General features: G+C 69.1%; 11 protein-coding genes. 6 read left to right on the top strand and 5 right to left on the bottom strand.

What is annotated here, in order from left to right; genetic code table 11:
• Positions 1–216 precede the first annotated feature (216 nt).
• Positions 217–723: a DUF2599 domain-containing protein gene (locus ACWDSJ_RS21350; RefSeq protein ID WP_450033759.1), complete on the bottom strand. Its 507-nt coding sequence runs from the start codon at positions 721–723 to the stop codon at positions 217–219.
• Between the two features lie 142 nt (positions 724–865).
• Here ACWDSJ_RS21350 and ACWDSJ_RS21345 point away from each other — a divergent pair, with 142 nt between their 5' ends.
• Complete coding sequence (locus ACWDSJ_RS21345) at positions 866–1,957, top strand: TerD family protein (protein ID WP_387370236.1); 1,092 nt, start codon at positions 866–868, stop codon at positions 1,955–1,957.
• A 161-nt stretch (positions 1,958–2,118) separates the two neighbouring features.
• On the top strand, positions 2,119–2,598 hold the full coding sequence (locus ACWDSJ_RS21340) for a hypothetical protein (protein ID WP_387370234.1): 480 nt from the start codon (positions 2,119–2,121) through the stop codon (positions 2,596–2,598).
• 178 nt (positions 2,599–2,776) lie between these two features.
• Here the strand turns inward: ACWDSJ_RS21340 and ACWDSJ_RS21335 are convergent, their stop codons facing one another.
• The 3 genes from ACWDSJ_RS21335 to ACWDSJ_RS21325 form a co-directional block, all read right to left on the bottom strand.
• Positions 2,777–3,274: an HAD domain-containing protein gene (locus tag ACWDSJ_RS21335; RefSeq protein WP_450033756.1), complete on the bottom strand. Its 498-nt coding sequence runs from the start codon at positions 3,272–3,274 to the stop codon at positions 2,777–2,779.
• 355 nt (positions 3,275–3,629) lie between these two features.
• Positions 3,630–5,345, bottom strand: coding sequence for a GMC oxidoreductase (locus ACWDSJ_RS21330; protein WP_450033754.1), 1,716 nt, complete (start codon positions 5,343–5,345; stop codon positions 3,630–3,632).
• 79 nt (positions 5,346–5,424) lie between these two features.
• On the bottom strand, positions 5,425–7,446 hold the full coding sequence (locus tag ACWDSJ_RS21325; RefSeq protein ID WP_450033941.1) for a CocE/NonD family hydrolase: 2,022 nt from the start codon (positions 7,444–7,446) through the stop codon (positions 5,425–5,427).
• Positions 7,447–7,604: 158 nt separating this feature from the next.
• Between ACWDSJ_RS21325 and ACWDSJ_RS21320 the strand changes: the two genes are divergently transcribed.
• From ACWDSJ_RS21320 to ACWDSJ_RS21305, 4 genes are all read left to right on the top strand, one after another.
• Positions 7,605–8,318, top strand: coding sequence for a TetR/AcrR family transcriptional regulator (locus tag ACWDSJ_RS21320; RefSeq protein ID WP_450033752.1), 714 nt, complete (start codon positions 7,605–7,607; stop codon positions 8,316–8,318).
• Positions 8,319–9,045: 727 nt separating this feature from the next.
• Positions 9,046–10,596 carry an LCP family protein gene (locus ACWDSJ_RS21315; RefSeq protein WP_387370223.1) on the top strand — a complete coding sequence of 517 codons (1,551 nt, stop codon included), beginning with the start codon at positions 9,046–9,048 and terminating at the stop codon, positions 10,594–10,596.
• Between the two features lie 48 nt (positions 10,597–10,644).
• Positions 10,645–11,301 (top strand): transcriptional repressor LexA, encoded by a 657-nt coding sequence (gene lexA, locus ACWDSJ_RS21310; RefSeq protein ID WP_450033749.1) that lies wholly within the window; start codon positions 10,645–10,647, stop codon positions 11,299–11,301.
• Between the two features lie 68 nt (positions 11,302–11,369).
• Complete coding sequence (locus ACWDSJ_RS21305; protein ID WP_450033748.1) at positions 11,370–11,927, top strand: hypothetical protein; 558 nt, start codon at positions 11,370–11,372, stop codon at positions 11,925–11,927.
• 107 nt (positions 11,928–12,034) lie between these two features.
• On the opposite strand, the gene ACWDSJ_RS21300 is transcribed toward ACWDSJ_RS21305, so the two are convergent.
• The gene (locus ACWDSJ_RS21300) at positions 12,035–12,820 is read right to left on the bottom strand and encodes a class I SAM-dependent methyltransferase (protein ID WP_450033746.1); all 786 of its coding nucleotides are present in this window, start codon (positions 12,818–12,820) and stop codon (positions 12,035–12,037) included.
• Between the last annotated feature and the right edge of the window lie 40 nt (positions 12,821–12,860).

The raw sequence follows: 12,860 nt of genomic DNA, 5'->3' as shown, positions 1-12,860 counted from the left end.
CCCTACGCTTCGCACCTCGGATCGTGGTGCCGGTGGCCTGCTGCCTGTCCACGGATCGAGGTGCTGATCGTCTGCTGCCCGTGCCCGGACCGTGGACCTGGAAGCGGCATCGATGTAATCGCGAACGCCATTGAACACCAACGGAATTCCCCGAATGTCGACGCAAGCGCCACGATGCGTCCCGCAAGAATCCGGAACGCCCAAGCCCCCGACCCCTCACCCCCCAGCCGGATCCGGCCCACCCGGATTACACAACGCCTGCACCGTCGCCTCATACCCCACCGCGGGCCGCCACGGCTCGAGATTCCAACTCGGCTTGTTCGGCTTCACCAACCGCGCCCACTCCCAATGACACCGGAACTGGTCGTACATCCCGGGCGAGTCGGCGTCCGGGCTCGCCGCGACGACCTCGCCCCACGCCCGATCCAGGGCGGCGGGGAAGGTGTCGGCGCGTCCGGCGGCGGTCGGATAGACATACAGCCGACGGCCGTCCGCGTCGTCGATCCACTCGGTGTGATCGATCAGCGGAACGTCGGCGAACGTGTCCACCGTCGGCAACGCCGCCGCGGGCGTCGGGCTGGATGTCGGCGCGGGCGCGATCGTGGTGGTCGGGCTGGGCGGGGCGGCGATCGGTTCGGCGGGGTCGTCCGAACCGCAACCGGCCGTCATCGGCACGAGGATCGCCGACGCCACCACACCGAATCCCAGGATGCGCAGCCGCACGGAAACCCCTTCTGTCACGGTCGTCTCGCCCCGGCCACGCTACCCGGTCGGCCCGAATGCCGGGAATTCGCTTGTCCGCGAGCGGGCCACCGCGACGCCTGTCTTGACCGAAATGCCGCCCGAACCGACGTACAGTAATACCGTGGCCGCTCAGCTGACCAGGGGACAGGTGGACCGACTCACCGTCGACGACGTCGTCGTGGCCGTCCGGCACGCCGAACCGGTCGACATCTCCGCCCTGCTGCTCGACGCTTCCGGGCGCGTGCGCAACGAGGCGGACCTCGTCTTCTACAACAAACCGAACGTCCCGGGCGTGCGCCTGCTGTCGGGGGAGATCCCCACCCTCGCGGTCGGGCTGCGCCAGCTCACCCCCGACATCGAGCATGTGCGCGTCGTGGTTACCCTCGACGACCGGCAGGCCCATTTCGGCGACTACCCGCCGCCCGTGGTGCGCATCGAGGACCCTTCCGGAAACCTGGTCTACGAGTACGTGATCGAGGGCCTCGGCCCCGAATCCACGGTCATCGCCTGCGATCTGGACCGGGTCGGCGCCGAATGGCAGGTGCGCATGCTCGGCCACGGTTACGCTGCGGGATTCGAGGCGTTGGTCAAGGCGCACGGCGTGCCCGTCGGCGGCCCGGCGGCGGAGTGGTCCTATCGCGGTCCGGCGATGCTCGATCCGGGGCAGGAGGTGTCGCTGCACGAGATCCGCAAGGGCGACCTGACCATGCTCAAGCTCGGGCTCGCCTGGGATCCGGTGAAGGTGCACGGCGCGCGCGGCTGGCGCGACCTGGAGATCGACCTGGACGCCTCGGCGTTGCTGTTCGTCGGCCACGCCCTCGCCGATTACGCCTTCTACCACCAGCTTTCATCGCGCAACGGGGCCGTGCGGCACTCCGGCGACAACGTGACCGGTGACGGCAAGGGCGACGACGAGGTCATCACCGTGGATCTGGCGCGGCTGCCGCAGCAGGTGAGTTCGGTGGTGTTCGTGGTGACCTCCTACGCCGGGCACACTTTCGAACGGGTTCGCAACGGGTATTGGCGGCTGATCGACGGCGTCACCAATGCCGAACTGGCGCGCGGGAATCTGCGCGCGGGCGGGCAGAACACCGGCATGATCGTGGCCAAGGTGTTCCGCGACGACGCGCACTGGCGGCTGGCCGCGATCGGCGCGCCCATCGTGGCCGGGCATCCGGTGGAGGCCGTGCAGCCGGTGACGCAGTATCTGTGAGCCCTGCCGGTGGCGAGCAAAGGTTTGCCGGGCGCTGGTGTTCGGGGCGCGGTGACCCTACTATGGCCTCCGCAGGGGCGGCCCGGAAATCCGGGTCTTGTTCCGGTCGAGCGGTACCTGAATCGTGGCTGTAGCCGGAAGCGTCGACGGTAGGGGAACTGATGTCGTCACGGGCTGTGAAATGCCTTGTCTGGGAAGTGGACAACACCCTGTGGGACGGGGTCGTCTGCGACTCCAGCAGCGGTGCGCTGCGACCGGACGCGTTGCGCGCGATGCGGACGCTGGCCCGGCGCGGGGTTGTGCACGCCGTCGCCAGCCGCGGTGAATGGGCCTGGACGACGGGCAAATTGCGCAAACACGGCCTCGACGAATTGTTTGCCGTGGTCGAGGTCGGGTGGGGCCGCAAATCCGCGGCGATCCACCGCATCGCCCAGCAACTCCGCGTCGACCTCGCCGCCGTCGGCTACATCGACGCCGAACCCCTCGAGCGCAGCGAGGTAGCCCACGCCCTGCCCCAGGTGCGGTGCTACGCCGCCCGCCACGTGGACGTTCTCACGGCCCTCCAGGAGTTCCGCGCGCCCACCACCTCTGCCCCGCCTCCTACCTCGCCGATGGGCTTCTCCCACATCGCCGCCCAGTAGGAGCAGCCGCACCCCTTGTTCACCGTCGCACCCCCTGCAACGAGTGCGACGCTCAATAAAAGGTGCGGCTGCGCTGTGCAAGGCAACCCAGCCGCACCGCTTGTTCACGACTGCACACCGTGCAAGGAGCGCGACGCCCGAACAGAGCAGGCGTCAATTCCTGTGGAATGCAGGCGATTCAGATTGCTCGCAGCCATTGATCGAGGGCTGTGAAGTCGCCGTCGTCGAGCCCGCGGGAGGACTCGACGTGGCGTAGGAACGCGCGGCCAGGATGGTGTGCGCGGACCCAGCCGCGGTCGGCGTCGGTGATCTCGTCGTCGATCCATGCGAACGGGCGGCTGCCCGCCCAGTCCACCAGTGTCCGGGTCTTCCAACACAATCCGAACCATCGGTCCTCGCGTTCGTGCTCGGCGGAGGAGTCGGGCCAGCGCACGACCGGCAGCGGTGGCAGTCCGATACGGGGCGCGATCTCGGCGTTCGCGTCGTCCTCCCATGTGGTGGCCCAGACCAACTCGCACGGCAGCGCTGCCAGTCGGCGTCCTAGCTCGGGGGTAAGCCGCGACAGGCGCGAGTCCGGTACGACATCGCGCGGCTGGCGTCGGGGATCCTCGCCGAACGGGAGAAGCGGCCCATCGACATCGAGGAACAGCAGCGGGCGTTGCGATCGGCCGATCATGCCTGCTCACGTTCGGCGAGAACGCTGCGGTCGAACCGCGCTCCGGCATCTCTGGTAACCATGGTCCTCCAACGCGCTGTCGCGAAAGACGATGCAACCCAGCCGCACCCATTTTCGGGATCCGCACCCTTTGCAGGGGGTGCGACGCCCAACAAAGGGTGCGGCTGAGCTTCGTGCACCAACTCAGCCGCACCCGTTATCGGGATCCGCACCCTTTGCAACGAGTGCGACGCCCAATAAAGGGTGCGGCTGAGCTTCGTGCACCAACTCAGCCGCACCCTTTGTCGGGATCCGCACACCCTGTAGAGGGTGCGACGGCGAATAATGGGTGCGGCTGGGTTGGTGGGGCTGTGAATCAGGCGCTGTCGCGGGTGATTTCGACGATGGGGAGGGTGAGGGCAGCGGGGGCCGACGCGGGTACCACCGGGTGGTTCGGGGGGATGGGGGACAGGCGGCGGTAGGCGTCGGATTGGGGTGGGCGGGTGTCGTTCTCGCCCTTGTTGGGCCAGAGGGCGGCGGCGCGTTCGGCTTGGGCGGTGATCGTGAGGGAGGGGTTGACGCCCAGGTTGGCCGAGACGGCCGCGCCGTCGACGACGCTGAGGGTCGGATAGCCGAAGACGCGGTGGTACGCGTCGATGACGCCGTGCTCGGGATCCGTGCCGATGGGTGCGCCACCGAGGAAGTGGGCGGTCAACGGGATGTTGAACACCTCGCCCCAGCTGCCGCCCGCGATACCGCCGATCTGATCGGCCACGCGGCGCGTGACATCGTTGCCCGCCGGAATCCACGTCGGATTCGGTTCGCCGTGGCCCTGTTTGGAGGTCAGCTTGCGCCCGAACAATCCACGTTTGGTGTAGGTGGTGATCGAGTTGTCCAGATGCTGCATCACCAAGCAGATGATGGTGCGCTCGCTCCAGTTCTTGACCGTCAGCATCGACACCAGCTTCACCGGATGCCGCAGCACCTCGAGCACGAATCGCAGCCACCGCGGGATCCGGCCGCCGCCGTCGACCATCAACGTCTGCAACAGACCCATCGCGTTCGAACCCTTGCCGTAGCGCACCGGCTCGATATGGGTGTCCTCGGTCGGATGGATCGACGAGGTGATCGCCACGCCGCGGGTGAAGTCCCGGCTCGGGTCCACCCGACGCGTCGCCGCCCCGACGATCGACTCCGAATTGGTGCGGGTGAGCTGACCCAGCCGCGGCGACAACCCGGGCAGAATCCCCTTGTCCCGCATGGCGAACAGCAACTGTTGCGTGCCCCGCGTCCCCGCCGCGAGCACCACGTGTCCGGCGGTGTAGGACTTCGGCGCCTTGCGCACCCACGCCCCGGTGCGCTGGGTGTCGACCTGCCACGAACCGTCCGGCAGCGGCCGCACCGCGTTCACCGTCGTCAACGGAATCACCTGCGCCCCAGCCTTTTCCGCGAGATACAGGTAGTTCTTCACCAGCGTGTTCTTCGCGCCGTGGCGGCAGCCGGTCATGCACTCGCCGCACTCCAGGCAGCCCGTGCGGTCCGGCCCGACGCCACCGAAGTACGGGTCGGCCACGGTTTCGCCGGGCTTTCCGAAGAACACCCCGACCGGAGTTTGCACGAACGTGTCACCCACGCCCATGTCCTCGGCGACCTTGCGGAACACCTCGTCGGCGGGTGTGATGTGCGGATTGCGCACCACGCCCAGCATTTTCGTGGCCTGCTCGTAGTAGGGCGTGAGCTCGGCGCGCCAATCGGTGATGTCGCGCCACTGCGCGTCGCGGAAGAACGGCTCCGGCGGCACGTAGAGGGTGTTGGCGTAGTTCAGCGACCCGCCGCCCACTCCGGCCCCGCCCAGGATCAGCACATTGCGCAGCAGATGGATCCGCTGGATGCCGAAGCAGCCCAGCTTCGGCGCCCACAGGAACTTGCGCAGATCCCAGCTCGTCTTCGGCAGCTCGTCGTCGGCGAAGCGGCGGCCCGCCTCCAGCACGCCGACCCGGTAACCCTTCTCGACCAGGCGCAGCGCGGTGACGCTGCCCCCGAAACCCGAGCCCACGACGAGGACATCGAAATCGGTGTCGCGCTGGGGCATGGCCACTCCTTGCTCACGGTCTTACTGTGACGTCCGTAACGTTACTACCGGGTAGCGTACCTGTGTCCAGCGGTATCGGTTACCAACCCGGCTCGCCCGCCAGCGGGACGTTCACCCAACTCGGCCGGGCCGGGTCGAGCTGGAGGTGCTGGGGCAGCATCCCGCTCTCGTTCAACAGCGGCCGCAGCGGCAGGCTGCGCGGAAAGTTCAAGGCGTACACGCTGATTCGCAGCCGATGTCCCGGTTGCAGCACCCCGTCGGTGGGGTTGAGCCCGATGTCGAGGGTCGTGGGCTCGCCGGGTGCCACGGGCTGGCGGGTGTCCAGGGTGAGGATCGGGTACGGGTCGGTGTAGTCCCCGTTGGGCGAGCGGGTGGCCCGGCGCTCGTCGACGGCGCGCAGCGAGGCGGCCAGTTGTCCGTAGGTCCATTCGGTGGAGGTGCCGTCGGGTGCGACGTCGTTGAGGGTGACCGCCCAGAAGCCGTCGGTCGCGTCGAGCACGGTGTTCAGATGCACGCTGATCGGGCCCGACACCTGCGTCGGCTCGGCGACCGGTGGGCTGGTGAAGGTGAGCGCCCCGGCCTCGGCGGCGCGGGAGTCGATGGTGCATTCGTTCAGCAGCGAGGTCAGACCGGCCGTGCCCGTCGCGGTGTCCTGCGAGCACAGCGTCGCGGTCATACTCGGCGCGACGGTCAGCCGGGCCGGAGCGCCGGGGGCGGTGGTCAGGCTGCCGTCGTGCGCGCTGGCCGCGGTGCCCGTGGGCGCGGCGTCGAGGTACAGTCGCCGGTATTCGCCTCCCGGACGCGGGAATCGGTCCGCGGTCGCCCAGCCGCCGCCCTGCTGCCAGGTGGTCACCGGGGCGAATCCGTCGACGCCGTTGTCGATTCCCTTGAGCCACTTGTCGAACCACGCGCGTTGCAGCACGTCCAGCCGCGGCGGCGCGCCCGCCTCGCCGAGGCCCGAACTCGAGGTGATGTGAAAGGTGTTGCCCATCATCAGCTTCTTCTCGCTGTCGGGCAACGGGATCGCGCGGTAGATCGAGGTCTGGTCGTAGCTGAAGATGTCGTGCCAGCCGCCGTAGAGGAACGTCGGCACCGCGATGTTCTCCGGATGTCCGAGCCACGCCTGCCGGACCGTGCTGTCGTCGGTGACCAGCGTGCGCAGATAGTCCGGGATCGAATTCACGTCCGGGACCGTCATGGCGGCGGTGAGCGCGTCGAAGAAGGTGAACGGGTCGGCCATCCGGTCGGCCAGCCAGCGGGTGTCGAACCGCCCTGTGAGCAGCGACTGCACATCGGGCACCAGCTTGGTCACGTCGACCAGCGCCAGCCACAGCGGCAGGAAGCCCACTCCCACCCCGCCACCGGTGGCGACGATATCGCGCAGCAGATCGCTGCCCGGCACCACGGGGAAGATCGCCTTCAGGCCCGCGGGATGCCGTTCGGCCGTTTGCAATTGGTTGATCGCCGAATACGACGCCCCCGACATGCCCACCGCGCCGTTCGAAAACGGTTGGCGCGCGGCCCATTCCACGACCTCCGCGCCGTCGGCCTGCTCGCGCTCGCCGAAGACCTGCCAGGTGCCCTGCGAGAAGCCGGTGCCGCGCACGTCGACGACCACCTGCACATACCCCGAGCGGATCAGCTCCGGATCCACCGTGAACGTGCGCGCGAATCCGCCCGTGAGCGCGCCCGCGATATCCCCGCCGTTGAGCCCGAGGCCGGTCTGGTCGAACGCCTTCAGGACGTTCACGAGCGCGTCGCGCAGCGGCGGAATCCCCAGCGCCGCATCGGCGAAGGCGGAGATGAGTTTGGTGTAGGGCGTCAGATTCACCACGACGGGCAGCCGCTCGGCCGCCGGGCCCGACGCGTCCGCCGGGCGGTACACATTGGCCTTCAGGATGGTGCCGTCGCTCATCGTGATCGGCACGTCCCAATCGACGTGCACGCCGGGATACTGTTGCGGGCCGTCGTGCAGCGCGGTCCAGTCGGCGGGGTCGCCCGCGGTCGCGGGCGTGACGGGCGCGAAGGCCAGCGCGCCGAACGTCAGCGACGACACGGTCGCGGTCAGCAGGACTCGAATTCGACGGCGTCGTCGAAACATCATGTCACCCCATGCCTTCGGCGACCGGACCCCACAGTCCGGTCTTCTACCGCCGAGTAACCGTAGTCTGTCGCACATCGGCGCACAATGGTGACCCATTTCACGGGAAGCGCTGATCTCTGTTGTATGCACTGCTCTCGCTATGGCATGCTGGTCGGATGACGGGGACCACGCCGCGGGCGCGCGCACGCGCCCGGACCATGGAGGACATCGTCCGGATCGGCCGTGAGCATCTGGCCGTGCACGGGGCGGCGGCGCTGTCGCTGCGCGCGGTCGCTCGGGATCTGGGGGTGGTGTCCTCGGCGGTCTACCGCTATGTCCGCAGCCGCGACGAACTGCTGACCCTGCTGGTGGTCGACGGCTACACCGAGCTCGCCGACGCCGTCGACGCGGCGTTGGCCGCCGGGCCGGACGATCCGGCGCAGGGCGTGCGCGTGGTGGGCCGGGCCGTGCGGGAGTGGGCGCTGGCCGAACCCGCCCGCTACGGACTGCTCTTCGGCACGCCGGTTCCCGGTTACGAGGCGCCCGCCGAGCAGACGGTCGCGCCGGGCACGCGCGTGATCTACACGCTGTTGCGCGTGATCGAAAAGGCTTATGCCGCAGGGCTGCTCACCGCGCCGGATCCGGCGCCCGCGCTGGGGGAGCCGCTGACGGGCGATATCGCCCGCATCCGCGCGGAACTCGGCCTGGAGCTGCCGGATTGGCTGATGACACGGGCGATTTCGGTGTGGACGGGGTTGTTCGGGGCGGTGACCTTCGACGTGTTCGATCAGTACGGCGCGGACACCTTCGGCGATCGCGCCCAACTGTTCGAACGGCATCTGGACAATCTGGACGGCATACTGGGGTTGCCGGTCCCGTCGCGGGAGTAGGGCGGACCCACCCGATGTGCATTTGTCGCAGACATCGTGCAGGATGTCACAACTTGTAGGAAAGGCATTCTCAGGTTCCCCTCAGCACGGTGATGTGAGACTGAACGGCGAGATGAACGATCAAACCGAACCGATTCCGGTCGTCCCGGAACCCCGCCCCGGCGGCCGCCGTGCCCGGCACGCGCGACCCGAGGACGAGGCCACGGATCGGTCCGGTGCCCCCGCCGAGCGGCCCGGCCGCGGCGAACCCGCCGGCCCGAGTCGGCGGAGAGCCGAATCGGGCGAGGCCGCGCCGCGCGGGGAGCGGGGGAGCGGCGCCGATCCGGTGGGTCGCCGAAGCCGTTCCGCCGCAACGCCTTCCGGGGAGTCGACCGGGCGTCACGGTCGGTCGGCGGGGGGACCCGCCGAGGAGTCGTCCGGGCGTCATGGGCGGTCGGCCGCGGCGTCGCCGGAAGAGTCGGCGGGGCGGCGTGGACGGACGGCTGCCGTATCTCCCGAGGAGTCTGCGGGTCCGCGCGGGCGGAGGGCTGCGGTATCTCCGGAGGAGTCGGCCGGGCGGCGGAGTCGGTCTGCCGCAGCGGCTTCCGAGGGGGTTTCGGGTCGGCGGAGCCGGGCGGCGGCCGAGGGCGATCGGGGTCGACGTACCCGGAGCATCGATGCCGATCTCGCCGACGCTCCGACCGATCGGTACGAACCGGCGAAGCCGAATCGGGCCACTCGGCGCGCTATGGCCGCGCGGCCGCCCAGCAAGGCGGCTCGTGCCGCGCGGATGGCGGGGCGGCTGGCCGCGGCGGCCACGGCCGTGATCGTGGTGTCGGGCACGGGGTTCGCCTACTACACCGAGCGCAGCGTGAACGAGGGCTTCACCCGGTCCAACGTGATCAGCGAGGCGGACGCGGCCGCCCTCGACGGTGATCTGAACATCCTGCTCATCGGCCTGGACACCCGCAAGGACCAGAACGGCAACGACCTGCCCAAGGACATCCTCGACCAGCTGCACGCGGGCGACGGCAGCGAGGGCGGCTACAACGCGAATTCGCTGATCCTGGTGCACATTCCGAAGGATCTGAAGAAGATCACCGCGTTCTCCATCCCGCGCGACGACTACGTCGCGGTGAGCGGCATCCCGGGCTACGACCACGCCAAGATCAAGGAGGCGTACGGCCTGAAGAAGGCCACGGTCGAGCAGAAACTGGAGAACCAGGGCGTCAAGGACAAGGTCGAGCTGGAGCGGCAGGGCCGCGAGGCCGGGCGCGAATCCATCGTGCAGACCGTCAAGGCGCTGACGGGGGTGCCGATCAACCGGTTCGCCGAGATCTCGCTGGTCGGGTTCTACGATCTCGCCAATATCCTCGGCGGCGTGGACGTGTGCCTCAATCACGCGGTCAACGACGAGTACTACTCCGGCGCGGTGTTCCCCGCCGGGCGGCAGCATCTGGACGCGGCCAACGCCCTGTCGTTCGTGCGCCAGCGGCACGGCCTGGACAACGGCGACCTCGATCGCACCCACCGCCAGCAGGCGTTCCTCACCTCGGTGGCCAAGCAGCTCAAGGACTCCGGGACGCTGACCAATGTCGGCAAGTTGCAACAGTTGATCACCGCCGCGCAGAACGACGTGGTGCTCTCCCAGGGCTGGAACCTGCTCGACTTCGCCCAGACGATGGGCAAGGCCGGGTCGATCCCCATCGAGTTCCAGACGCTGCCGGTGAAGGCGTACGACAATGTCGACGGCCAGGACGTCAATGTCGTCGACCCCGCCGAGATCAAGAAGACCGTGCGCGCCGCGTTCGGCGTGCAGGCGCCACAGCCGACCGCCCCCAAGACCGCGCCGCTGAGCACCGTGGACGTGCGCAATTCGGGCGCGGGCGGGGGCATGGCGGGCAAGGTGCTGAACTTCTTGGCGGGCAAGGGTTTCCATCAGGGCGACGCCGCCAACGCGCAGTACGGCGACGGCTCCAGTTCGGTGGTCTACTATCCGTCCAGCAGTACCGACGCCGACGCCACCCAGGTCGCCGACATGCTCGGCGGGCTGCCCACCGCGCCGTCGAAGAATGTGGAGGCCGGGCACGTGCGCGTCGTGCTGGGCAGCGATTTCTCCCTGCCCGACGATTCGGCGTCCTCCGGTTCGTCGACGAGCACGACGACCACGAGCGGGTCCGCCGCCACCTCCACGTCGAGTTCCGCTGCGGCGCAGGCGAGTTCGGGTATGGACGGTCTGCCCGACTCCGGTAAGCCGGTCACCACGAGCATCGGGTCCGATATTCCCTGTGTGAATTGACGCGCGGCGCGCGCTCGTTCGCGGCGGGTGCACCCGTAGGATGCCCCGGTGACCGGATACGACGACGCGTTCGACCACCTCGACACCTCGGCCCTGCCGCCGCGCCAGCAGCGCATCCTCGCCACCATCCAGGAGTGGGTGGTGCGCCACGGATATCCGCCGGGCACACGGGAATTGGGCGAGGCGGTCGGGCTGCGGTCCACGTCGTCGGTGTCGAAACATCTGAAGGCGTTGGAGGACAAGGGTTTCCTGCGGCGCGGGGAGACGGTGGCGCGGCCGATCGATGTGCGGCTGTTCCTGCGGTCGGCCGCGCCGCGCGAGCGCGACGAGGACGCGGTGGCGGTCCCGGTGGTCGGCGACATCGCGGCGGGCACGCCGATCCTCGCCGAGGAGCACACCGACGATATGCTCACCCTCTCGCGCCAGATGGTCGGGCGCGGAACGGTTTTCGCGCTGCGGGTGCGCGGCGACTCGATGATCGACGCGGCGATCTGCGACGGCGACATCGTGGTGGTCCGCCAGCAGCACGAGGCGCACTCCGGTGACATCGTGGCCGCCATGATCGACGAGGAGGCCACGGTGAAGGTCTACCGGCGGCGGGGCGGGCACGTCCTGCTCGAGCCGCGCAACCCCGCCTACGAGGTCATCGACGGCGATCGGGCGGTGATCCTCGGCCGGGTGGTGTCGGTGATGCGGCGCATGTGATCGTTTGTCTCGATTCGGGCCGGGTACGGAGTCGATATATCCCGGCACACCGAACCGAGGACCAGGTCATGACGACAGCAGCGACGAATCCGGCGGCCATCGAGCAGTGGCCGCAGCCCGCGCGGCAGGCGGCGCGACGTCTGCTCGACACCTACGGCGCCCCGCACGAGGCCACCGACAACGCCCTGACCTGGCACGGTGTCGGCCCATGGAAACGCATCACCGCCTCGCGCGCCTACGCCGAGCACAATTTCCCTGCGCCGCATACGGATTCGATCGAGGCCGTGATCGACTATCCCGTTCCGGTCGCCATGTACTCGACCCTGGCCCGGTTCGACGGCAGCCTCACCCTCGACCGCACCACCGGCGAGGTCCGCTCCCGCTGCCACGACGAATCCGCCAACCTGCTCACCCTCAACCTCATGCACGACATCGTCGAGGGCACCCGTTCCCCCGACCAGGCCCGCGCCTACTACACCAAGGAATTCCTCGACGCCCGCCGCGGCAAGCCCACCCCCTACATGACCGCCCTCCGCTTCACCCCCCACTCCGCCCCCGACCCCGACACCCCCCTCATCTCCGACTCCGACCTCACCGCCGCCGAAGCCGAGGCCACCCCCACCTGACCAACCCCAGCCGCACCCTTTGTTCGCATCCGCACCCCCTTCAGGGCTCTGCAACGGGTGCGGATTCGAATAAGGGGTGCGGCTGGGTTGCTTTGCGGGGGTGGGGGTTAGAGGCGGGTGGTGGTGAGGCCCCAGGTGGCGTAGGGGATGGTGAGGGGGGTGTCGGTGAGGGTGGTGTCGAGGGTGGTGAGGATTTCGGTGACCGTGTCGGGTGGGAGGGTGCTCAGGCCGCCGGTGGTCGGGAGCATGTCGAGGAGTTCGGGGCGGGTGTAGGTGCGGTGCCAGTCGTAGCGCCAGATCTCGGGGGCGGTGAAGCCGACCGTCTCGCGGATGGCGTCGGCGGCCCGGGTGTAGAGGGCGCCGTAGGCGTCGAGCATCGGGCGGTCGGGGGTGAGGGTGAGGGGTGAGTCGGGGGCGGCGCGGCGGAAGGCGGCGGCGAGGGCCTCGGTCAGGGCGGGTGGGAGTTGGTAGACATGGCCGAACGGGGCCAGCACACCGCCGGGGCGCAGCACCTGGGCGGCCTTGAGCGCGCCCGCGACCGGATCCACCCAATGCCAGGCCGTGCCCGAGACGATCGCGTCGAAGACGCGGCCGCCCGCGTCCCACGTTTCGAAGGTGCCGACCTCCACCTCGATTCCGGTGCCGCGCGCGAATTCGGCCATGCGCGAATCGGGTTCGACGCCGAGCACCGCGCACCCGGCGTCGCGGAATTGGCGGGCCTCGATACCCGTCCCGCAGCCGACGTCGAGGACGCGCGGGCCGGGCGCGGCCGCCACGATCCGTTCGATCATGGCGTCCGGATACGGGGGCCGGGCGCGGTCGTACCGTTCGGCATCGATTCCGAAGGACTCGGCCATGCGGCGATGGGTGTGCGGAGCGGGAGGAGTGGTCATGCGCCCACTCTAATGGGCGCGTGCCCACTGAAGTAATGTG

Source organism: Nocardia sp. NPDC003482 (assembly GCF_053588115.1).
The sequence above is the reverse complement of the archived record's forward strand: the minus strand, read 5'-3'. Positions and strand labels throughout refer to the sequence as shown.

Bases quoted from the DNA above. Each gene is read 5' to 3' on its own strand.
- ACWDSJ_RS21340 (WP_387370234.1), top strand. From the start codon at position 2,119: ATGTCGTCACGGGCTGTGAAATGCCTTGTCTGGGAAGTGGACAACACC.
- ACWDSJ_RS21330 (WP_450033754.1), bottom strand. From the start codon at position 5,345: ATGCCCCAGCGCGACACCGATTTCGATGTCCTCGTCGTGGGCTCGGGT.
- ACWDSJ_RS21305 (WP_450033748.1), top strand. From the start codon at position 11,370: ATGACGACAGCAGCGACGAATCCGGCGGCCATCGAGCAGTGGCCGCAG.
- ACWDSJ_RS21325 (WP_450033941.1), bottom strand. From the start codon at position 7,446: ATGTTTCGACGACGCCGTCGAATTCGAGTCCTGCTGACCGCGACCGTG.
- ACWDSJ_RS21335 (WP_450033756.1), bottom strand. From the start codon at position 3,274: ATGATCGGCCGATCGCAACGCCCGCTGCTGTTCCTCGATGTCGATGGG.
- ACWDSJ_RS21315 (WP_387370223.1), top strand. From the start codon at position 9,046: ATGGCCGCGCGGCCGCCCAGCAAGGCGGCTCGTGCCGCGCGGATGGCG.
- ACWDSJ_RS21320 (WP_450033752.1), top strand. From the start codon at position 7,605: ATGACGGGGACCACGCCGCGGGCGCGCGCACGCGCCCGGACCATGGAG.
- ACWDSJ_RS21300 (WP_450033746.1), bottom strand. From the start codon at position 12,820: ATGACCACTCCTCCCGCTCCGCACACCCATCGCCGCATGGCCGAGTCC.